Here is a 21,949-nt window from a genome sequence, read left to right as displayed (position 1 = left end):
GATTCAAGCTCCAACAGCGACATCGGCGATCACCTCCTGCTTGTGGTGGCAGGCGGCGGCCCGCTCGGGGGTGAACAGATCGAGCGGCGGCAGCACCGAACGGCACTCGGCCGTGGCGTACGCGCATCGAGGGTTGAAGCTGCATCCGGGCGGACGCTGGGCGATGTCCGGCGGCAGCCCCTGGATGGTGGGCAGGTCTCCGCCTCGGTGGGCGGCGGAGGGGATGGATCCGAGCAGACCCTTCGTGTACGGATGCGCGGGGCTGTCGAACATCGGCCCGATCGGACCTGATTCGGCGACCCGGCCGGCGTACATCACCAGTGCGCGATCCGCCAGCTGGCCGGCGACGCCGAGATCGTGGGTGATCATCAGCAGCGCCATCTGCCGCTCCCGGGTGATCTCGCCGAGCAGTTCGAGGATCTGCGCCTGCACGGTCGCGTCCAGCGCCGTGGTCGGCTCGTCGGCGATCAGGATGTCGGGATCCAGTGCGAGCGCCATCGCGATCATGATGCGCTGGCGCATGCCGCCGGAGAACTGGAACGGATAGTCGTTCGCCCGGTTCGCAGCATCCGGGATGCGCACGGCGCGCATCATCTCGATCGCTGCGGCGTGCGCCTGCTTCTTCGACATGCCGCGGTGCACGCGGTACAGCTCGGCGATCTGGGTGGACACCGTCTGCACGGGGTTCAGCGCGCTCAGCGCGTCCTGGAACACCATCGCGATCCGCGCGCCCTGCACCTTCCGCAGTCTCGCGGCGGGCAGCGTCAGCAGGTCGTCTCCGTCGAACACGATGCGCCCGCCGGTGATGTGCGAGGCCGGCTTGGGCAGGATGCCCATGATCGCCTTGGCGGTGATGCTCTTGCCCGAGCCGGACTCGCCGAGCACGGCGAGCGTCTCGCCGCGGTCCAGCGTGAAGCTGACGTCCTGCAGGGCGGCGATCGGCGGACTCCCGGGCGAGCGGAACTCGAGGGACAGGTTCTGGACGTCCAGCAGGGCGGTCATCGGCGGGCCTTCGGGTCGAGGGCGTCGCGCAGGCTCTCACCCAGCACGACGAAGGCGAGCGTGGTCAGACCCAGCATCAGCGTGGGGAAGAACATCAGCAGCGGCGCGATCTGCCAGTTGCCGTCCTGGCTCGCGAGGGCGATCTGGATGCCCCACGAGAACGCAGGCAGCTTGAGGCCGACGCCGAGGATCGAGAATCCGGCCTCGGCCGCCATACCGGCGCCGACGGACAGCGTGGTCATGACGATCAGCGGGGTGACGGCGTTCGGGATCACGTGCGAACGAAGGATGCGCCAGGGTCCGACGCCCAGTCCGCGGGCAGCCTGGATGTACTCCAGATTGCGCACCTGCATGACCGAGCTGCGCATGTAGCGCATGGTCGCCGCCCAGCTGAACAACACCAGGACGAACACGATCGTCCACACCGTGCGGGAGCGGAACTGGTAGAGGATCACCAGGCTCGCGATGCCGACCGGGATGCCGAGGATGACGTTCGCGGTCCAGGAGATGATCGAGTCGAGGACACCCCCGAAGTAGCCGGCGAGCGACCCCGCGATCAGAGCGATCACGAACGAGATCGCCGCGGTGTAGACGCCGACCTCGAGCGACGTGCGCGCGCCGTACACGATGTTCGACCAGTAGTCGCAGCCCTGGATGTCGAAGCCCATCGGGTGACCGGGTTCGGGTCCCACGCGCGACATGGACAGATCGCAGTCGCGCGGGTCGATGTGCGTGAACAGGGCCGGGAACAGCGCCATCAGCGTGACGACGATGATGATGAGCGCGGCGATGTCGAAGAACGGGCTCTTCCACAGGCTGCGCAGGCCACTGCGCGGGCGTCCGCGCCGGCGCTTGGCGGTGATGAGCGAGGTGGTGGACTCACGCATGGCGCACCCTCGGGTCGATGATCGGATAGAGCAGGTCGACGATCAGCGCGGCCACCAGGTAGAAGAGCAGCAGGAAGATCGAGACGCCCACGACGACGGGGCCGTTCTGCGTCTCGATCGCCCGGTTCAGCGTGCCGCCGAGACCCGGCAGGTTGAAGATCGTCTCGATGAGGACCGATCCGCCCAGCAGGGCCGCGATGCTCAGGCCGAGGTAGGTGACGACGGGCATGAAGGCGTTGCGCAGGGCGTGCACCCACATGATCCGCTGGGGACCGATCCCCTTCGCGGTCGCCGTGACGATGTAGTCCGACCGCATCACGTCCACCAGGCTGGTGCGGCTGAGCCGGGCGAGCGGCGAAGCCGTCTCGAGCGCCAGCACCATCGCGGGCATGATGAACGCGATCGGGAACCCCATCCGCACCCCGGATATCGGCAGCCAGTGCAGCTTGATGCCGAACAGGTACTGCGAGAAGTAGGCGATGATGAAGCCCGGCACCGCCAGGAAGAAGATCGTGAAGAACAGGTTGAACTTGTCGGGGAACTTCCCCTGCCGCAGTCCGGCCCACACGCCAAGGCACACACCGATGATGAGTTTGAGCACGAACGCCGACAGCGCGAGCACCACCGTGTAGGGCAGCGCCGTGGCGATCAGCGTGGAGACCGAGTTGCCGTTGAAGTCGTGGCCGAAGTCACCCTGCAGCACGCCCCAGAGGTACTTCCCGTACTGCACGAAGAACGGATCATCGAGGTTGTACTGGTCTCTGATCGCCGCGATGGTCGAGTCCGAGAGCCGCTTCTCTCCCCGGCGAGCCTGGCGACAGGGTCGCCGGGGATGAGGAAGACCAGGAAGTAGACGAGGAAGGTCGACCCGATCAGAGTCGGGATCATCATCAGGATGCGCCGAAGCGCGTAGCGCAGCATCAGTCCCCGGCCGGTTCGCGCGCGGGCTGGTGCGCCGCGTAGTAGTCGAGCAGGTCATCGCTCAGCCGCGGATCTCGAACGGCTCGGAGTTCGACCGGATCGAGAGCGCTCCCCGATGCCGGCGGCGACGGCGTCACGGGCGGCGACGGGACTGGTGTCGGTCGGGGCCCCAGTGCGGACGAAGTCCACGAACTCGGCGACGGTGAGCGGGTCGGCGCCGCCGTGCCCGCCGTCGCCGCCATCCTCGATCGGATAGCGCACATGCCCCTTCTCGAGGTAGTCGCTGCGGGCGTTCCACAGCCGGATCTCGCCACCGGCGTCGTCGTCGAAGTTCTCGATGCGGCCCTCGGTGCCGATCACGGTGTAGTTGCGCCAGTAGTCCGGGGTGAAGTGGCACTGCTGGTAGCTCATCAGCACGCCGGAATCAGTGCGCATCATGATCATCGAGATGTCCTCGACGTCGATGACCGGGTTGAGGTCCTGCTGCGCGGCCGGCGGCCAGTTCGACATCGAGAACCAGTCGCCCATGCGGCGGTCCGAGTTGTCGCGGCGGGACTCGACGTCGCCGTAGATCGCCAGGTCGCCCATACCGACGACCGAGCGGGTGGAGGTGCCGGCGATCCAGTGCATCACGTCGATGTCGTGGGCGCCCTTCTGCAGCAGCAGGCTCATCGCCTTGTCGCGCTCGGCGTGCCAGTCCTTGAAGTAGTAGTCACCGCCGTGCCCGACGAAGTGCCGGCACCAGATCGCCTTGACCTCGCCGATCTCGCCGCGGTCGACGATGTCCTTCATCATGCGCACGACCTGCATGTGACGCATGTTGTGCCCGACGTAGACCTTGGTTCCGGTGCGGTACGCGGTCTCGAGGATGCGGTCGGCGTCCTCGATCGAGATCGCGAGCGGCTTCTCGATGTATGACGGGATGCCGGCTTCGAGCAGCTCGATGGCGACCTCGGCGTGCGTGAAGTCGGGGGTCGTGATGAAAGCCCCGTCGACCTCGATGCCGGATGCCAGCAGCTCCGCCACGGAGGCGAACACCGGGATGTCTCCGAAGAGCCGCGCCGCGCGCTCGTGCGTGCGCGGGTCGGGGTCGACGGCCGCGACGACCGTGCCGCCCACCTCCTTCACGTGCAGCGCGAGGCCGACGCGTGCGCCGACTCCGATCGCTGCGGCACGGAAGGGAGCCTGCTCAGAGGCGGTGTCGGTGGTCATCTGTTCGTACTCCGAATCGGTGGTGATGACGGGTGCCGGAACGTCCGGCACCCCGTAGATGCGGGTGGAGTGCTTCTCGAAGGCGAGCCCGAGGGCGCCGAGGGCCGCGGCATCCGCGCCCAACTCGCCACCGCGGATGATGCGCGTGCCGGAGTCGATGCCGGTCACGGCGGTGCGGATGCCCTCTGCCAGCGGGCCGGCGATGAGGTCGGCGAACTCGCCGAGTTCGCCGCCGAGCACGATGACGTCGGGATCGGCGGTCAGCAGCAGCGCGGCCATCGCCGGCGTCATCGCGGCGCTGAGGGACTCGAGCGCGGCGAGGCCGCGCAGGTCGGCGGGGTCGTCGCGCAGCAGGCGCAGGTCGGCGCCCACACGCGGGACCGCTTCGAGAAGGGCGCCCTCGGGCACGGCGACATCGCTGAAGGCGCGGAGCAGGCCGACCTCGCCGGCGCGCCCGCGGCGGCCTCGCAGCACCTGCCCGGAGGCGGTGACGCGGGCGGAGACGTGATGCCAGGTCAGTGCGTACACGCCGGTCTCAGCGTCGGTGAGCGCACCGCCACGGGATTCGGCCTCGGCGGCCAGGGACAGGTCGTTGTCGACCACGACCGGGGCGCCGAAGTAATCGCTGAACATCGCCGACAGATCGCGACCGTTCCACCCTGTGACCTGCGGAGCGGAGATGAGGATGCCGTTCTCGTCGATGAGTCCGGCCGCGGCGATGCCGATCGCTGCGACATCCGACTGCCGGCGTCCGATCCGCTCCAGGGTCTGCTGCAGCAGGGTGCGGACTGGGGCCAGGGAGGGCTGGGCCGTGGTCGGCGGGGCGACGTCGGTCTCCTGTCGGCCCAGCACGCGTCCGGTGCGGTCGGCGACGATCAGTCGCACCGTGCTGCGGGTCAGGTCGATCCCGACAATGACGGGTGATCCGGCGACCGGAGAGAACGTCCGGGCCGGGCGTCCTGCAGCGGCTCGCGCCTCGTGCTCGACAGCGAGCCCGGACTCGGTCAGTGCCGTCAGCGCGGCGGTGACGGTCGGGCGCGAAAGCCCGGTGCTCTCGGCGAGGTCGGAGATCGTGGCGCGTTCCCGATCGCGCAGGCTGGCCAGGCACTGCGCGATGAGCTTCACGTCAATGGCGGACATCCTCTTCCCCTTCATCATCGAAAGGCACTTTCTAATCGTGTTTCATAACTCTTCCGAAAGTGCTTTCATCATTGTGGGCGCCGGACGCCCTGCTGTCAAACCGGGTGCCGGAAACCCCTAGGCTCGGAGGATGACCGACGATGCCAACCCGCTTCTCGTTCCGTCTTCACTCCCCTATGGACTGCCCGACTACGGCGCCATCCGGCCGGAGCACTACCTGCCCGCGTTCGACGCGGGATTCCGCGAGCATCTCGCCGAGGTGCGGCGCATCACGATGGTGCGATCGATGCCGACCTTCGAGAACACGATCGAGGCTCTGGAACGCTCCGGTGAGACCCTGCAGCGCGTCGCGCACGCGTTCTACACGGTCAGCTCGGCGGATGCGACGGCCGAGATCCAGGAGATCGAGGAGCGCCTCGCGCCGCTGATGGCCGCACATGAGGATGCGATCACGCTCGACGCCGCGCTGTACTGGCGCGTCTCCCAGCTGCACGAGCGCATCGATGAGCTCGGCCTGGACGCGGAGCAGCGGTACCTGGTCGAGCGCCGTCATCGCGAGATGACTCTCGCCGGCGCAGGACTCGACGACGAGGCGAAAGCTCGGCTCACCGACCTCAATCAGCGGCTGTCCTCGCTGAGCACGGCTTTCGAGAAGAACCTGCTCGCCGACACCAACGATCTCGCCGTGCACTTCGACGACGTGGCCGAACTCGACGGCCTCAGCGAGGGCGAGCTCTCGGCGGTGCAGCGCGCTGCCGCAGACCGCGGTCTCCCGGGGTACCTGGTCACGCTGCCGCTGTTCACGGGGCACCCGTACCTCGCCTCGCTGCGCGTGCGCGAGAGCCGACGCCGCATCATGCAGGCGTCGCGCTCCCGGGCATCCCGTGGCAATGAGAACGACAACGGCGCCGCGCTGACCGAGATCGTCGCGCTGCGCGCACAGCGCGCCGAGCTGCTCGGCTACCCGTCGCATGCGGCGGCGGTGACCGCCGACGAGACCGCAGGCGAGCCGCAGGCGGTGGAGCGGATGCTGCGGCAGCTGGCGGCTCCGGCGGCCCGCAACGCGGCATCCGAGCGCGCACGTCTGCAGGCGATCGTCGACGAGACCGAGGAGGCGCCGTTCGCCGTGGAGGCCCACGACTGGGCGTACTTCACCGAGAAGGTGCGGCAGGCGGAGTACGACATCGACTCGGCCGCGCTGCGTCCGTGGTTCGAGGCCGAGCGCGTGCTGCAGGACGGCGTCTTCGCCGCCGCGACGAAGCTCTACGGCGTGACGTTCACCGAGCGCACCGATCTGACGGCCTATCACCCGGATGCGCGGGTGTTCGAGGTGGCCAATGAGGACGGCTCCGCCCAGGGTCTGTACATCCTCGACCTGTACACGCGCGATTCCAAGCGCGGCGGAGCCTGGATGAACTCGATCGTCGACCAGTCCCGGCTGCGCGGCACGGCTCCCGTCGTCGTGAACAACCTCAACGTCGCCAAGCCCGGCGAAGGACAGCCGACCCTGCTCACCCTCGACGAGGTCACGACCCTGTTCCACGAGTTCGGGCACGCGCTGCACGGGCTGTTCGCCACGGTGACGTACCCGCACTTCTCCGGCACCAACGTGTTCCGCGACTTCGTCGAGTTCCCCAGCCAGGTGAACGAGATGTGGATCCTCTGGCCCGAGGTTCTGGACTCCTACGCCCGCCACCACGAGACGGGTGAGCCGCTGGACCCGGCGATCGTCGAGCGCCTGCGGGCCTCCGAGACCTTCAACCAGGGCTTCGCCACCAGCGAGTACCTCGCCGCGGCCTGGCTCGACCAGGCCTGGCACCTGCTGCCAGCAGGCGCGGCCGTCGACGACGTGGCCGCGTTCGAGGCGGCGGCGCTCGCCGACATCGGCCTGAACGACCCGGCAGTGCCCACCCGGTACTCCTCGACGTACTTCGCGCACGTATTCTCGGGCGGCTACAGCGCCGGCTACTACTCGTACATCTGGAGCGAGGTGCTCGATGCCGACACCGTCGAGTGGTTCCGCACGAACGGGGGCCTGACCAGGGACAACGGTGACCGCTTCCGTTCGCTGCTGCTCGGCGTCGGCGGATCGAGGGACCCTCTGGAGGCCTACCGGGACTTCCGCGGGCGCGACGCTGAGATCGCCCCGCTGCTGAAGCGCCGCGGACTCGATGGCTGATCAGGAGGCGCTGGCGGACGCGGCATCCGGCGCGGCGTCCGGCGCGGCATCCGGCGCGGCATCCCTCCGGAGATCTGCAGGATCTCGGAGGGATGCCGCCGATTCCTCCGAGAACTCGCGGAGGTCCGACGGCCTGACGGCGATCCGCGACGCGTTCGACCTGCGCGCGCCCGGGTACGACGAGGGCGCGTTCCATCGTGAGCTCGCCGCGTCCGTGGCAGCGTTCGTCGCAACGTCGGATGCGGGGACGGTGCTCGACGTCGCGACGGGGACGGGGCTGGTGCTGCGCGCACTGCGCTCACGGCTTCCCGGCGCGCGGATGGTCGGTGCCGACATCTCCCCAGGAATGCTGGCGGTCGCGCGCGAGGCTTTTCCGGGGGCCGAGTTCGTCGAGGCGGATGCCGCGGCGCTCCCGCTGCCCGATGCCTCGGTCGACTTGGTCACCTGCGTGACGGCGCTGCACCTCATCCCCGATGCGCGCGGCGCCATCGACGAGTGGCTGCGGGTGCTCAGCCCGGGCGGTCGCGCCGTGACCGCGACGTTCATGGCGGAGAGTCGCCGCCCGGTGCGGGCGGAGGACCAGGCGTTCGACATCGATCACGATCCCTTTGCGTCACTCGTGGCGCTGGAGGCGACGGTCGCAGAGTCGGGCTTCTCCGTGTCACGGCATACGGAGTGGCGCGTGGATCAGCACGTCGTTCTGATCGCCGAGCTCGTCGCGGAGGGGTGAACGACCACGGCATCGGACATGGGATCCGTCACAGCACCCCGATGTCCCGGGCGAACGCGCGGACGCGTTCAGCCATCGCCTGGGGCACCTCGGCAACAGCGAAGTGCCCGCCTTCCTCGAGCCGCTCGAAGGTGCGCAGGTCGCGGTAGAACCGTCGCGCCAGTGACTCCGGGTAATCCCACTCGTGTCGTTGGATGTGCACGGATGCCGGCACGTCGACAGGCGGGATGCCCTCGCCTCCGTTCCCGTCCTCGTAGTAGCTGCGAAACGAGGTGCCGATGCTCTGCGTGCTCCAGTAGATCATCGCCTCGGTGAGGATGCGCTCGCGCGAGAAGCGCCGTTCCACGGCACGGGGGTCTCCCTCTGGCGTGTCGCTCCATTCCACGAGCTTCTCCGTCAGCCATGCGAGGAGCCCGGCGGGTGAATCGTTCAGCCCTGCTGCCAGTGTGTCCGGCCGCGTGCCCTGAACATGTCCGTAGGCGCCGTTCGGGCCGCCCCACGCGTCGAGGCGCTGGAAGAACGCCGTCTCTTCGGGAGCGGTCAGCGTGCGTCGCTCGTCGGGCGTCGGAAAGTGCGCGTGGGTGACGAGGACGCCGGCGACCGACTCGGGGTAGGTCGCCGCGATGAGATCGTTGACGTTCGCCGTCACGTCCTCGCCGTAGGTGAGGTACCGGCGGTAGCCGAGAACATCGGTCATGAGTGCGTGCATCGTCGCCGCGAGTCGCGGTTCGGTGATCGGGCCGCCTGCGTACGCGCTGGAGAAGCCGAAGCCCGGCAGGCTGGGCACGACGACGTCGAAGTCCGGCAGCAGGTCGGCGAAGTCGAGCTGCAGTGCGAACGTGTGCGGCCAGCCGTGCATCACCAGCAGCGCCGGCGCATCGGGCCGCCCCGACTTCAGATGCACGTAGTGCAGCGTCGTGTCGTCGATGTCGACGAGGAACTGCGGATGCCCGTTCAGCCAGGCCTCCCGGCTACGCCAGTCCCACCCGCGCCAGGTCGCGACGAGCTCGCCGAGATACTCCGCGGACATGCCCGCCGGAGGGCGACGCGGTGAATCGGGCAGCGGACGGAATCGCCTGAGACGCTCGCGCAGGTCAGTGAACTCGTCCTCGGGGGCGGCGATCGAGAAGGGCCGGGGAGTCGACATGCGCCGATGCCACGCGCAGGCTCCGACATCCCGCCGCACCGGAGGCTGGCGCCGGTTCCGGCGGGGTCTTATGCTGGCTCCGACCGATGCCGGCCGACGAAGGAGCACCATCATGACCGCTTTCCCCGAGGCACCGTTCGGCGCGACGGACCGGCTGGATCTCGAGCCGGTCCCGCTCGCGGTGATCCGCCACGAGGGTCTGCGCATCGGCGATCTGCGCGACGCGTTCGACAGGGGTTACCGGGCGATCGCCGCGCAGTTCGCCGACGGGACGCTCACACCCGCCGGTCCCGCCCTCGCGATCTATCACGGCAACCCCATGGAGGTGTTCGATCTGGAGCTCGGCTTCCCGGTCGCGAACGCGCCCGCCCAGCCGATCGCGGCCGGCGACGGCCCGCCGATCACGGCGGCAGCACTCCCGGCCGGCCCAGCCACGGCGACCACGGTCTTCGGGTCGTACGAGGGCCTCGGGGCCGGCTGGACGGGGCTGGTCGAGCGCAGTCTCGCCGAAGGTCTGCAGCCGAGGGGCATCTCGATCGAGGTCTACGTGTCCGACCCCACGGTCGCTCCGGAACAGCTCCGCACCGACCTGATCCTGCCGGTCAGCTGAGCACGCGCACCGGGACCTCGTCCTCGATGCCGGCGCTGCCGTCGCGCCGCACGCGCACCACCGGCCGCTCGCCGCGCTCGCTCACGGCTTCGACAACCTCGCCGTCGCGCCAGACGATAGCCGTGTAGTCGTCGGCGGCGTGGCCGTCGGGAAGCACGCCCGCCCCGACCCAGCCGCGGTACTTCTCCTGGCGCCCGGGCTCACCGAGATAGTGCGGGCACGCGCTTCCGGGATCGGTGTAGTCGTGGGCCGAGTTGCCGAACAACGACAGCACCGAGGCATCCGCACGCCCGCGAACGCGGCTTCGAACCGTCTGCTGTAGTCGACCGAGTCACCGCTCGCCGTGGGGACGAAGCACACTTCGGTCTCTCGCGACCGGTGAGCTCGAGCAGCAGGTCGTCGATGGCGGACCCGCCGTCGTCGGACATCGAGAAGCCGCCGCCACCCAGGGTGACGATCGTGCCGGCGACCGTCACCGGTCAGGCGCTCTTGCGCTTGCGCGACAGCACCACCGTGGGCGGCGCTCCGTCTTCGACGGCCTCCTTGGTCACGACGACCTTCGTGACGTCCTCTGCCGAGGGGATCTCGAACATGATCGGGCCCAGCACGTCCTCGAGGATCGCCCGAAGACCGCGTGCGCCGGTCTTGCGCAGCACCGCGAGGTCGGCGATCGAGCGCAGCGCGTCGTCCTCGAACTCCAGCTGAACGCCGTCGAGCTCGAACATGCGCTGATACTGCTTCACCAGTGCGTTGCGCGGACCGGTGAGGATGTCGATCAGCGCCTCCTGATCGAGCGGCGACACCGAGGTGACGACCGGCAGCCGACCGATGAACTCCGGGATCAGCCCGAACTTGTGCAGGTCTTCCGGGAGCACCTCGCCGAACAGGTCGAGGTCCTTGCCCTTGTCGTGCAGCGGGGCGCCGAAGCCGACGCCGTGCTTGCCGACGCGCGCCGAGATGATGTCCTCCAGCCCGGCGAAGGCGCCGGCCACGATGAACAGCACGTTGGTCGTGTCGATCTGCAGGAACTCCTGGTGCGGATGCTTGCGGCCGCCCTGCGGCGGCACCGAGGCGACCGTGCCCTCGAGGATCTTCAGCAGCGCCTGCTGCACCCCCTCGCCCGACACGTCGCGGGTGATCGACGGGTTCTCGGCCTTGCGGGCGATCTTGTCGATCTCGTCGATGTAGATGATGCCCGTCTCGGCGCGCTTGGTGTCGTAGTCGGCGGCCTGCAGCAGCTTGAGCAGGATGTTCTCGACGTCTTCTCCGACGTAGCCCGCCTCGGTGAGAGCCGTGGCGTCGGCCACGGCGAACGGCACGTTGAGGCGCTTGGCCAGCGTCTGCGCGAGATAGGTCTTGCCGCAGCCGGTCGGGCCGAGCATGAGGATGTTGCTCTTGGCGACCTCGACCTCTTCGGCCTTCTGCTCGGCGGGCTGCAGGGTGCTGCGTGCGCGCACGCGCTTGTAGTGGTTGTACACCGCGACCGAGAGCGACCGCTTCGCCGCCTCCTGGCCCACCACGTACTCCTCGAGGAACGAGAAGATCTCGCGCGGCTTGGGCAGGTCGAAATCGGCGACCGCTCCCCCGGCGGACTCCGCCATCCGCTCTTCGATGATCTCGTTGCACAGCTCGACGCACTCATCGCAGATGTACACGCCGGGGCCGGCGATCAGCTGCTGGACCTGCTTCTGGCTCTTTCCGCAGAACGAGCACTTGAACAGGTCGGCGCTCTCACCGATTCGTGCCATGTGCTTCCTCCTCGAGGCGTTTCAGTCCGGGGGCTCCGGAAAGCCACAGAACGAGCCTAACCGCCGCCGCCGACACCGGGCCGCATTGGAACGCCCCGGTGTCGCCGAGATGCGGCGCGAAGCGGGGCGGCCGCACGCGTGGATGCGCACGACCACCCCGCTCCGGGTGTCCGCAGGTCAGCCGGCGTGCTCCGTTCGCCGCGCGGCACGGGTCTGCGGCGCGGCCGCGGCACGATCCTCGCGGATCAGGTCCGCCGCCTTCTCACCGATCACGATCGAGGGCGCGTTGGTGTGCCCGCGGATGATCGACGGCATGATGGAGGCATCCGCGACCCGCAGCCCCGTGACGCCGCGCACACGCAGCCGCTCGTCGACGACCGCTCCCGCATCCGTCCCCATCCGGGCGGTGCCCACCGGGTGGTACAGGGTCTGGGAATGGCACTCCAGCGCCAACGCGTCGCGCTCGGCACGGTCCATCCGCTCGGCACCGGCCGGCTGGATGAACGCGCCCGTCGTCCTGCTCTTCAGCGCGGGCGCCGCCAGGATGTCCTCACACGTCGCGAGCCCCGCCATGATCGCCGCCCTGTCCCGTCCCTCGGGGTCGCTCAGATACTTCGGGTCGATCAGCGGCTTCGTGAACGGATCCGCGCTCGCCAGAGTGATCTCGCCATGACTCTCCGGCCGCACCAGGATGACGCCGACCGTCACAGCGTGTCCGTCGTGCGCGACCAGTCCCTCCCCGATGAAGGCGACGGGAGCGAAGATCAGCTCGAGATCGGGTGACGTCATCCCCGGTTGCGAGGAGACGAACCCGTAGGCCTCGCCGACGTTCGAGGTGAGCATGCCGCGGTGCCGCACCAGGTAGTCCACGAGCTGCCCCGGCTTCTCCGCCGTGTAGAGGGTGTCCTCCTTCGCACCAACGGCCAGGCCGGTGAGCAGGTGGTCGCGAAGGTTCTTGCCGACCTCGGGACTGTGCGCGACGACCGGGATGCCGTGTTGCGCGAGCTCCGCACGGTCGCCGACGCCCGAGAGCATGAGCAGCTGCGGCGTGTTGATCGCGCCGCCGGAGAGGATCACCTCGCGGGCCGCGTTCGCCCGTCGGGAGACGCCGCCCTGCGCGTACTCGACGCCGACCGCTCCTGTGCCCTCGAAGATCACGCGGGTCGCCTGGGCGTCGGTCGCGATCACGAGGTTCGGGCGCTTGCGCGCCGCCTTCAGGTAACCGTTCACTGTGCTGAACCGCGAGCCCTTGCGCTGACTGACCAGGGTGCGGCTCATTCCGCGCTGATCACTGCCGTTCGCCGGCACTCGCGGGATGCCCGTCTGGCCGGCGGCGTCGATGAACGCCTCGGTGTGCGGGCGGGGGCTGCGCTGCTCCTCGATGCGGATCGCACCGGCGCGGCCCGTCTCGGTCTCGTTGTCCCGTGCGATCGCGGAGTCGACGTTCTCGACACGGTCGAAGTACTTCCGCAGCCCCTTCCAGGACCACTCCTCGCCTGCGGCGGCGCCCCATTCGTCGTAGTCCTCCGGGAAGCCGCGAACCCACATCATCGCGTTCATCGACGATGAGCCGCCGAGTACCTTGCCCCTCGGCCAGTAGACCCGGCGTCCGCCCAGCTCGGGCTGCGGCTCGGTCTCGTAGTTCCAGTCGACGTCCGACTTGAACAGCTTCGAGAACGCGGCGGGGATGTGCACCTCGGTCTTCTTGTCCTCCGGGCCGGCCTCGAGCAGCAGAACTCGTGCAGCCGGATCCTCGCTGAGCCGGGCGGCCACCGCCGCTCCGGCGGAGCCTGCGCCGACGACGACGTAGTCGTAGGTGTTGTCGTTCATGGTCTCGTTCCTCGTGTCGGATGTCGGGGATGCTGTCAGGCGCGGAACGCCGCGGCGAACACCGCGGGCATGCTGCCCCAGCTCGGGTGTGCGGCGAATCCGGCGAGCCGTCGCCCGGTGAGCGCGGCGCTTCGCGCGGTGACGAACCACGGCGGGGTCGGGAACAGCGCGAACTCGCCGTGCATGACCGACCGCGGGAAGGGCCGGAACGGCCCGGTGACGACCGTGCGCTCCGTGCCCTCCAGCAGCAGGGCGTTGTGGACCACTCCACGACCGGACTGGATGTCCTCCAGGGTGTGTCCGGGGAAGGCGCCCCAGGTGGCTGCTGCGGTGAGGAACCCCACGCCGGTCCACGCATTGATCGCCACGGTGCCGTAGCGCAGGTCGGCGATCAGCTCGTCGAAGCGATCCCCCATGGCCTTGCGCGCCCGAGGGTCGACGAGCACGTTCGCGCCGAGTGTGCCGGTGAGCCTCTCGTTGGCATGTGCGACGGCGTCCTCCAAGAACCGCGCACCGCCGCCGTGCAGCTGCACCACGCCGAGCACCGGGGAGAAGTACTCGGTGTTCTCCAGCGCCGCTGCCTCCGCCGCCTCCGTCTCGACCAGCAGGCGGCATCCGCCCTCACCCAGCCTCGCGGCGCCCGGGTACGAGGCGAGTGCACCGGCGAGGCGATCGTCGCTGCCCGGATACCATGCCGGGCGCGCCGGAGCGCGGTCGAAGGCCGCGCGCAGCGCGGCGAGGAAGTCGTCCTTCTGGGCCCAGTCCGCACTGATGATCACGACCTGTCCGGCGATGCAGTTGTAGCCGCCGTTGTGCAGCCGCATCGTGGCGATGTGCGCGGCCTGGTACTCGAGGTCCTTCTTCGACCACTGGCCGGGGACGACGATCACGGGCGCGACACCCCCGAGCTCGCTGGTGATCGGCTTGTCCAGAAGTGGAGTGCCGGCCGCCTTTCGCGCGCGACCGTCCTCGCCGGGACCGTAGACGATGACGTCGTGGGTGATGGCACTGCCCGTGATGTGGATGTGGGCGATGTCGGGATGCGCGGTCAGATAGGCGCCTGCGGCGGCGCCGCCCTGCACGGTCTGCAGCACGCCCAGGTCGATCAGGGGCGCGAATGCCGTGCGGTAGACGGCCTCCAGTTCGCGCATGACCGGGTTGAGCTTGAGCAGCACGACGCGGTTGTTCGCGACCAGCTCGTAGAGCGCGTCGAGCGGCGCGATCGAGGTGATGTTGCCCGCACCGAGCACGAGTCCGATGCCGTTCGTGCGCTCCGGGTGCTTCGCGGCGAGACCCGCCTCCGCGACGACCTGCCTGGCGGAGATGCCCGGCTGCATCCAGACTTCGGCGTGGAAGCCGTGCATGAGCAGAGCCTCGTAGGGGTTGTGCGGCAGCACGGGCACCGCCACGCGCCCGCCGGCCGCGGTACGCAGGCGCGCATCGGCAACCGGGCTCCGCCCCTCCGCCATCGCGGTGAGCGACGCGGCGAGCACGCCCAGCCCGGTGAGCACCGGATAGGGTCCGGAGATCCATTCCTCGCCGACGAGCGGCGAGTCGGCGGGCAGCCGCTTGATCCTGGCGGCGGTCATGGCCCATTCCTCGGATGCCGCGGCGACGCGGCTGTGCACCTGCATCAGCAGCGCGGCTCGGTCCGCGAGCGACAGACCGGCCCAGGTCTGCTCCCCGGCACGGAGGACGTCGATCGCCTTGTCGAGCGCGATGCGCTCATTGTCGTCGATCTCGGCCTGGTTCGCGGTGGCCGACGGCGACTCGGGTGTGACGGTGCTCATGGATCTCCCTTGATCGTGAATCCAGTCTCGACATCCGTGAGACTGCGTGCAATGTGCGCACGCCCCGACCTGCGCCCGCGATCTTGTGCTCCAGCACAACACAACGGTTCCGAGGAGGACTACGATCGCTGCATGACGAACAGCGCTGTTCTCGCCCTCCCCGCCGCATCCGCTCTCTTCGCCGGACTCCACGATTCGGTCGGGCAGCTCACCGACCGCATTCTCGAGCAGATCCTCGCCGAGGAGGAGGCCTATGTGGGAGCGAGGATCTCGGCGGAGCTGCTGCGTCATATCGTCGAGATCAACGTCGACGCGCTGCTGCAGACGATGTCGGGCGGCGAGGAGTCCCTGGATGCCGCGCGCGAGGCCGGGCGGGAGAAGGCTGAGCACTCCGTACCGCTCGAGGGCCTGCTGCACGCCTACCGGATCGCCGGGATCACCCTCTGGGAACAGGTGGTGGAGTTCTCGGTGTCCACCGATCGCACCGAACTGCTGCTGCGCGCGTCGTCGGATGTCTGGGGCGTGATCGACCGGTTCTCCAATGCCGCGGCCGACGCCTACCGCGACGTCGTCGAAGCCCGCGACCGCCGGGATGAGAATCGGCGCGGCGTGCTGATGCTCGCTCTGCTGGACGAGAACACGCCGGCCAGGGACGCCGGTGCGGCGCTGCGCGGGCTCGGGCTGCCCGAGGACGCGCGGTACGCGGTCATCGCGGCGGAGCGCACGCCCAGCGGCGCGGATCCGCTGCCGGGAGTCGAACAGCGTCTGCGTCAGCGCGGACTCGTCTCGGCATGGTCGGTGTGGAGCACGGAGCACGTCGGCATCGTCGCGCTCGACACGACTCAGGATGCCGCCGGACTTGGACCCCCTGCTGGCTGCGATCGCGGTGTCAAGGGTCGGGATCAGCAGGACGTTCGCAGAGATCGTCGACGGCGCGCGAGCGCTCGAGCAGGCACGGCTGGCGCTGGCGTGCCTGCCGCGTCGGGCGACAGGAGCACGCGCCTATGACGATGCGCCGTTGGACGTGCTGCTGGCCGCCGGCGTCGCCGCCGCAGAAGAGCTCGGCTCTCAGGTGCTCGGCCCCGTGCGCGCGCATGCAGACGGGGGTCTGCTGCTGGAAACCCTGGAGACCTGGTTCGCCGCGAACGGCTCGACCGCCGAGGCCGCAGCCCGGCTGCACTGCCACCGCAACACGGTGGGATACCGGCTGGGACGGATCGCCGAGCTCACCGGCCGGTCGGTCTCTGTTCCCGCGGACTCGGCCGAGCTGTACGCCGCACTCCGCGCGACCCGGCTGCTGGCCTGAACCGACCCGGCCGGCAGCGTCTCGCACTTCGGCTCAGCGCCGGCGGACGTCGGCGGCCCCGGAAGGAATCTCCCGGGGCCGCCGTCTGACGTCGTGCGTCGTCTCAGACCATGCTCTTGGTGTGCCAGACCGTCTTCGTCTCGACGAATGCGGTGATCCGCTCGAGCGATGCGCCCACGGCATCCGTGCCGGGAACCGGCGAGAGCACCCGCTTGAGCGTCTCGGCCGCATCGATCTCGAGGTCGATCCAGTTCAGCTCACCGGCGCCCGCCAGGTCGAGGGCGTTGACGTCGGCGTGCGAGGCCAGCCACGGCGCGATCTCGGCCGGCGAACCGGTCAGCACGTTCACGACACCCCCGGGGACGTCGCTGGTCGCGAGCACCTCGGCGAGGCTGATCGCGGAGAGCGGATGCCGCTCGCTCGCGATCACCACGACGCTGTTGCCGGTGACCAGTGCCGGCGCGACCACCGACACCAGACCGAGCAGCGCGGTGTCCTGCGGGGCGACGATCGCGACGACTCCCGTGGGCTCGGGGACGGAGATGTTGAAGTACGGACCCGCCACCGGGTTCGCGTTGCCCGTGACCTGCGCGTACTTGTCACACCAGCCGGCGTACCAGACCCAGAGGTCGATCGCGGCATCCACCTGTGCGCCGGCGGCGGCCACGGAGACGCCTTCCTGCGCGGAGATCTCATCCACGAACTGGGCTCTGCGCCCCTCGAGGATCTCGGCCACGCGATAGAGAACCTGCCCGCGGTTGTACGCCGTGGCGCCCGACCAGCCCTTCACCGCCGAGCGCGCGGCGACGACGGCATCCCTGGCGTCCTTGCGCGAGGCCTTCGCCGCGTTCGCGAGGAAGTCGCCCTTCTTCGAGAGCACCTCGTACGTGCGACCGGACTCGCTGCGCGGGAACGCACCGCCGATGGCGAGCTTGTAGGTCTTCGGAATCGTCAGCCGCTTGCTCATGCGGAGGCTCCCTTCTTCAGCGAACGCGTCTCGTCTCGCTGCGCTCGCTCAACGACCGGAGAAGCGGTCGCTCCCTTCAGGTAGGCGGTCAGGCCGTGCCGGCCGCCCTCACGGCCGTATCCCGACTCCTTGTATCCGCCGAACGGACTCGACGGGTCGAAGCGGTTGAAGGTGTTCGCCCACACCACGCCGGCGCGCAGCCGGTCGGCGACGGCGAGGATGCGGGAGCCCTTGTCACTCCAGATGCCGGCCGACAGGCCGTACGGCGTGTTGTTGGCCTTGGCGATCGCCTCGGCCGGGGTGCGGAAGGTGAGCACCGACAGGACGGGGCCGAACACCTCGTCGCGGGCGATCCGATGCGAGGCCTCGACGCCGGTGAAGATCGTCGGCGCGAACCAGAAACCCTTCTCGGGGATGGCGCAGTCCGCCGTCCACCGCTCGGCGCCCTCGGCCTCGCCGATGTCGCTCAGCTCGCGGATGCGGGCCAGCTGCGCCGCGGAGTTGATCGCGCCGATGTCGGTGTTCTTGTCGAGCGGGTCCCCCAGGCGCAGCGTGGACAGTCGGTGCTTGAGCCGGTCGACGACCTCGTCGTGGATCGACTCCTGCACCAGCAGGCGGCTGCCGGCGCAGCACACGTGTCCCTGGTTGAAGAAGATGCCGTTCACGATGCCTTCGACGGCCTGGTCGATCGGCGCGTCGTCGAACACGATGTTCGCCGCCTTGCCGCCGAGCTCGAGCGTGACCTTCTTGTGCGTGCCGGCGACCGCCTTGGCGATGTCACGTCCCACACCGGTGGATCCGGTGAACGCCACCTTGTCGACATCGGGATGCCGCACGAGCGTTGCGCCGGTGGCACCGGCGCCGGTCACGATGTTGACCACGCCGGCGGGCAGGTCGGCCTGCTGCAGGATCTCGGCGAAGATCAGAGCCGTCAGCGGCGTGGTCTCGGCCGGCTTCAGCACCACGGTGTTGCCTGCGGCCAGGGCCGGCGCGAGCTTCCAGGCCAGCATCAGCAGCGGGAAGTTCCACGGGATGATCTGTCCTGCGACACCCAGCGCCCTGGGGTTCGCGCCCAGCCCGGCGTAGTCCAGCTTGTCCGCCCAGCCGGCGTAGTAGAAGAACCAGGACGCGACCAGCGGCACGTCGACGTCGCGGCTCTCCTTGATCGGCTTGCCGTTGTCGAGGCTCTCGGCCACGGCGAGCTCGCGGGCGCGCTCCTGCACGAGACGGGCGATGCGGAACAGGTACTTGCCTCTGTCCCGTCCGCTCATCTTCGACCAGGTCTTCTCGTAGGCACGGCGCGCGGCGGCCACGGCGCGGTCGACGTCGTGCTCGTCGGCGGCGGCGATCTCGGCGATGCGGCTCTCGTCGGCCGGTGAGATCGTGACGAAGCTCTTGCCTCCGCCGTCGGTGAACTCGCCGTCGATGAACAGCCCGTAGCTGTCGCGCAGGTTCAGGATCGCCTTCGACTCGGGCGCCGGAGCGTATTCCAGAAATGTCATATTGATTCCTTGGGTCACTGAGCTTGTCGAAGTGTCAGTCGATGGTGACGTAGTCCGGGCCGGAGTAATGGCCGGTGGTCAGTTTCTGACGCTGCAGCAGCACATCGTTGAGAAGGCTGGAGGCGCCGAAACGGAACAGGTGCGGCTGCAGCCATTCCTCGCCTGCCGTCTCGGCGACGGTGACGAGGTAGCGCACGGCATCCTTCGACGAGCGGATGCCGCCGGCGGGCTTCACGCCGATCTTCTCTCCCGTGGCCCGATGCCAGTCCCGCACCGTCTCGAGCATGAGCAGGGTGGTGGGCAGCGTGGCGGCCGGCTGCACCTTGCCGGTCGAGGTCTTGATGAAGTCGCCGCCGGCGAGGATCGACAGCCACGACGCGCGCTTGATGTTGTCGTAGGTGTTCAGCTCGCCGGTCTCCATGATGACCTTGAGCGAGGCGTGGCTGCCGTCGGGGCGACGGCAGGCCTCCTTCACGCGGGCGATCTGGTCGAAGACGAGGCCGTAGTGGCCGGAGAGGAAAGCGCCGCGGTCGATGACCATGTCGATCTCGTCGGCGCCGGCGGCGACCGCGTCTGCGGTGTCGGCCAGCTTGACCTCGAGCGACGCGCGGCCGGACGGGAACGCGGTGGCGACGGCGGCGACCGAGATCAACCCGTCGTCGGGGTCGCCGTGCGCGTCGCCGAGCGCCCCGATCGCGTGCGGCACCATGTCGCCGTAGACGCACACGGCAGCCACGCGCGGAGTGCTCGGGTCTGCGGCATCCGGTGTCTTCGCCTTCGAGACGAGCGAGCGGACCTTTCCGGCCGTGTCGGCGCCCTCGAGGGTGGTCAGGTCGATCAGCGAGATGATCTTGTCGAGCGCCCAGGCCTTCGATGTCGTCTTGATCGAACGGGTCGCGAGGCCCGCCGCACGCTGCTCCAGGCCGACGGCGTCCACTCCGGGAAGGCCGTGCAGGAAGCGCCGCAGGGTTGCGTCGTCGGGCTCGGCGCCCAGCACGTCGACAGCCGTGCGGCGGCCCACGTCTCTCGTACTCAGGTCGGTCGTGGTCACTTTTCCTCCAAGAGGGCTCGGGCAGAGGTCTCATCCGTCACCAGCACGGTGCACAGCCCGGTGCTGACGACTGTACGCGCGATGTCGTGCTTCGTCTCTCCCGCCGAGACGAAGATCGCCCGGTCGGCCGCGCGCAGCCGATCCAGGTCGATGCCGACGGTCCGCTCGTCGAGCTGCGGGTCGACGATGTTGCCGTCGGCGTCGATGTAGCGGCCCAGCACGTCGCCGACCGCGCCGCGACGCGCGAGTTCAGCGATGTCGTCCTCGGTCAGGTAGCCGTTCTCGACGTGTGCGGATGCCGGGTCGCAGGCGCCGGCGGTGAACAGGTAGGTCTGAGCGTTGGCGGCTTGCTCGAGGATGCCGCCGACGGTGCGGTCGGCCTCGATGGCCCGCTTGGTCTCGACGCGCTCGAGGATCGCGGGGCTCGGCAGCAGCACCGCGTGGCCTCCTCCCCGCTGAGCGATCGTGGAGGCCAGGGATGCCGCGTTGCCGGAACGGCGGTTGACGGTCACTCCCCCGTTGGTCTGCACGACGGTGACGCCGCGGCTCCACCCCTCGGGCAGCGCATCGGCGACCGCGGTCAGGGTGCGCCCCCAGCTCACGGCGAGGGTGCGGGGCACCGGGCGGAGAGCTGTCAGGTAGTCGGCGGCGGCCTGCGCCACGCGCTCGAGCTCCTGACCGTCGGATGCCGGGGCGACGATCGCGTCGGTCAGGCCGAACCGCTCGCACAGCGCACGCTCCAGGCCGAGACGCCGGGCACGCGGGTGCACGATCTCGATGCGCACGATGCCGCGCTCCCGGGCCTGCACGAGCAGGCGGCCGGCCTTCCACCGGGAGATGCCGAGCAGCGCGCCGACCTCGTCCTGGGTCTTGCCCTCGTCGTAGGTCAGTTCGGCGACACGCACCATCAGCAGCTCGTCTTCCACGGCATCCTCCCTTCGCTGATTCCAGGGTACTGATGCTGCGCGCCGCGCGCGCCAGTCTGCTCATATGAGCAGCATCCGCGGCTCGGTTGCGCAACCGCGCCCGAACACACGAGCGCGTCCCGCGGACTTGTGCGCCTCCCGCGGACACGCCTGTTCGCAGCATCCGCGTGACGCGCACATTCCCGCGCCGGAGGTAGAACGGAACCGCCCGAGCACCTCGCGCGGAGACGGGCGCTTCCCGCGGACTTGTGCGGCCGCGGCATCCGCGTCAGGAGCACAACTGCGCGGCGGGTGCCCGCCGCGCACGCGAAAGGGCGGCCCGGGTATCCCGGACCGCCCTCGAAGCAGGATGCCTCAGGCGCGCTTGCGGCTGGTGAGCACCTGGTCGACGATGCCGTACTCCTTGGCCTGCTCGGCCGAGAGGATGTTGTCGCGGTCGATGTCGCGGTTGACCTTCGAGACCTCCTGGCCGGTGTGCTTGGCCATGGTCTCCTCGAGCCAGGTGCGCATGCGCAGGATCTCGGCGGCCTGGATCTCGATGTCGGATGCCTGGCCCTGACCCGCCTCGCCCATCGCCGGCTGGTGCATGAGCACGCGGGCGTTGGGCAGCGCGAGGCGCTTGCCGGGGGCGCCGGCGGCGAGAAGCACGGATGCCGCGGATGCCGCCTGGCCCAGGACGACGGTCTGGATCTGCGGCGCCACGTACTGCATGGTGTCGTAGATCGCCGTCATCGCGGTGAACGAGCCGCCGGGCGAGTTGATGTACATGGTGATGTCGCGCTCGGAGTCCTGGCTCTCCAGCACGAGCAGCTGCGCCATGACGTCGTCGGCCGACGCGTCGTCGACCTGCACGCCGAGGAAGATAACACGATCTTCGAACAGCTTGTTGTACGGGTCCTGACGCTTGAAGCCGTAGGCGGTGCGCTCCTCGAACTGCGGGAGCACGTAGCGGCTGGAGGGAAGGCTGCCGGCAGCACGGAAGGTGGGTGTGTACATGTCTG

General features: G+C 69.2%; 19 protein-coding genes. 5 read left to right on the top strand and 14 right to left on the bottom strand.

What is annotated here, in order from left to right:
- Positions 1–3: 3 nt before the first annotated feature.
- The 4 genes from L2X99_RS04040 to L2X99_RS04025 form a co-directional block, all read right to left on the bottom strand.
- The gene (locus L2X99_RS04040; protein WP_236124965.1) at positions 4–1,002 is read right to left on the bottom strand and encodes an ABC transporter ATP-binding protein; all 999 of its coding nucleotides are present in this window, start codon (positions 1,000–1,002) and stop codon (positions 4–6) included.
- Positions 999–1,889 (bottom strand): ABC transporter permease, encoded by an 891-nt coding sequence (locus L2X99_RS04035; protein WP_236124966.1) that lies wholly within the window; start codon positions 1,887–1,889, stop codon positions 999–1,001. Before L2X99_RS04035 ends, L2X99_RS04040 begins: the two co-directional genes overlap by 4 nt.
- Positions 1,882–2,619: an ABC transporter permease gene (locus L2X99_RS04030; RefSeq protein ID WP_236135660.1), complete on the bottom strand. Its 738-nt coding sequence runs from the start codon at positions 2,617–2,619 to the stop codon at positions 1,882–1,884. Before L2X99_RS04030 ends, L2X99_RS04035 begins: the two co-directional genes overlap by 8 nt.
- A 245-nt stretch (positions 2,620–2,864) precedes the next feature.
- Positions 2,865–5,162, bottom strand: coding sequence for an ROK family protein (locus tag L2X99_RS04025; protein WP_236124968.1), 2,298 nt, complete (start codon positions 5,160–5,162; stop codon positions 2,865–2,867).
- Between the two features lie 130 nt (positions 5,163–5,292).
- On the opposite strand from L2X99_RS04025, the gene L2X99_RS04020 reads away from it, so the two are divergent.
- Both L2X99_RS04020 and L2X99_RS04015 read left to right on the top strand, forming a co-directional pair.
- Entirely contained in the window at positions 5,293–7,341 is a 2,049-nt protein-coding gene (locus L2X99_RS04020; protein WP_236124969.1) for a M3 family metallopeptidase, read from the top strand.
- Positions 7,334–8,071: a class I SAM-dependent methyltransferase gene (locus L2X99_RS04015; protein ID WP_236124970.1), complete on the top strand. Its 738-nt coding sequence runs from the start codon at positions 7,334–7,336 to the stop codon at positions 8,069–8,071. The genes L2X99_RS04020 and L2X99_RS04015 overlap by 8 nt, the downstream gene beginning before the upstream one ends.
- A gap of 28 nt (positions 8,072–8,099) precedes the next feature.
- Here L2X99_RS04015 and L2X99_RS04010 read toward each other — a convergent pair whose 3' ends face one another.
- Positions 8,100–9,218 (bottom strand): epoxide hydrolase family protein, encoded by a 1,119-nt coding sequence (locus tag L2X99_RS04010; protein ID WP_236124971.1) that lies wholly within the window; start codon positions 9,216–9,218, stop codon positions 8,100–8,102.
- 112 nt (positions 9,219–9,330) lie between these two features.
- On the opposite strand from L2X99_RS04010, the gene L2X99_RS04005 reads away from it, so the two are divergent.
- Positions 9,331–9,828: a GyrI-like domain-containing protein gene (locus L2X99_RS04005; protein WP_236124972.1), complete on the top strand. Its 498-nt coding sequence runs from the start codon at positions 9,331–9,333 to the stop codon at positions 9,826–9,828.
- On the opposite strand, the gene L2X99_RS04000 is transcribed toward L2X99_RS04005, so the two are convergent.
- From L2X99_RS04000 to L2X99_RS03985, 4 genes are all read right to left on the bottom strand, one after another.
- Positions 9,821–10,102 (bottom strand): hypothetical protein, encoded by a 282-nt coding sequence (locus tag L2X99_RS04000; protein WP_236124973.1) that lies wholly within the window; start codon positions 10,100–10,102, stop codon positions 9,821–9,823. The two genes, L2X99_RS04005 and L2X99_RS04000, sit on opposite strands and share 8 nt — an antisense overlap.
- A gap of 205 nt (positions 10,103–10,307) precedes the next feature.
- On the bottom strand, positions 10,308–11,576 hold the full coding sequence (gene clpX / locus L2X99_RS03995; RefSeq protein ID WP_236124974.1) for an ATP-dependent Clp protease ATP-binding subunit ClpX: 1,269 nt from the start codon (positions 11,574–11,576) through the stop codon (positions 10,308–10,310).
- A gap of 177 nt (positions 11,577–11,753) precedes the next feature.
- Positions 11,754–13,406 carry a GMC family oxidoreductase gene (locus L2X99_RS03990; RefSeq protein WP_236124975.1) on the bottom strand — a complete coding sequence of 551 codons (1,653 nt, stop codon included), beginning with the start codon at positions 13,404–13,406 and terminating at the stop codon, positions 11,754–11,756.
- Between the two features lie 35 nt (positions 13,407–13,441).
- Positions 13,442–15,196 (bottom strand): aldehyde dehydrogenase family protein, encoded by a 1,755-nt coding sequence (locus tag L2X99_RS03985; protein WP_236135659.1) that lies wholly within the window; start codon positions 15,194–15,196, stop codon positions 13,442–13,444.
- Between the two features lie 51 nt (positions 15,197–15,247).
- Here L2X99_RS03985 and L2X99_RS03980 point away from each other — a divergent pair, with 51 nt between their 5' ends.
- The gene (locus L2X99_RS03980) at positions 15,248–16,204 is read left to right on the top strand and encodes a hypothetical protein (protein ID WP_236135658.1); all 957 of its coding nucleotides are present in this window, start codon (positions 15,248–15,250) and stop codon (positions 16,202–16,204) included.
- 16 nt (positions 16,205–16,220) lie between these two features.
- On the top strand, positions 16,221–16,502 hold the full coding sequence (locus tag L2X99_RS03975; RefSeq protein WP_236135905.1) for a PucR family transcriptional regulator: 282 nt from the start codon (positions 16,221–16,223) through the stop codon (positions 16,500–16,502).
- Positions 16,503–16,605: 103 nt separating this feature from the next.
- Here L2X99_RS03975 and L2X99_RS03970 read toward each other — a convergent pair whose 3' ends face one another.
- The 5 genes from L2X99_RS03970 to L2X99_RS03950 form a co-directional block, all read right to left on the bottom strand.
- The gene (locus L2X99_RS03970; RefSeq protein WP_236135657.1) at positions 16,606–17,469 is read right to left on the bottom strand and encodes an aldehyde dehydrogenase family protein; all 864 of its coding nucleotides are present in this window, start codon (positions 17,467–17,469) and stop codon (positions 16,606–16,608) included.
- Positions 17,466–18,971 (bottom strand): aldehyde dehydrogenase family protein, encoded by a 1,506-nt coding sequence (locus L2X99_RS03965; RefSeq protein ID WP_236124980.1) that lies wholly within the window; start codon positions 18,969–18,971, stop codon positions 17,466–17,468. Before L2X99_RS03965 ends, L2X99_RS03970 begins: the two co-directional genes overlap by 4 nt.
- Positions 18,972–19,005: 34 nt before the next feature.
- Positions 19,006–19,968 carry a deoxyribose-phosphate aldolase gene (gene deoC / locus L2X99_RS03960; RefSeq protein WP_442923511.1) on the bottom strand — a complete coding sequence of 321 codons (963 nt, stop codon included), beginning with the start codon at positions 19,966–19,968 and terminating at the stop codon, positions 19,006–19,008.
- Between the two features lie 50 nt (positions 19,969–20,018).
- A complete protein-coding gene (locus tag L2X99_RS03955) occupies positions 20,019–20,948 on the bottom strand; it encodes a sugar-binding transcriptional regulator (protein ID WP_236135656.1) in 930 nt (309 codons plus the stop codon).
- A gap of 354 nt (positions 20,949–21,302) precedes the next feature.
- On the bottom strand, positions 21,303–21,944 hold the full coding sequence (locus L2X99_RS03950; RefSeq protein WP_236124983.1) for an ATP-dependent Clp protease proteolytic subunit: 642 nt from the start codon (positions 21,942–21,944) through the stop codon (positions 21,303–21,305).
- Between the last annotated feature and the right edge of the window lie 5 nt (positions 21,945–21,949).

It is taken from the genome of Microbacterium sp. KUDC0406 (assembly GCF_021582875.1).
In the GTDB taxonomy this organism is placed as follows: Bacteria; Actinomycetota; Actinomycetes; order Actinomycetales; family Microbacteriaceae; genus Microbacterium.
Note: the sequence above shows the minus strand (reverse complement) of the source record. Positions and strands in the feature narration are given on the sequence as shown.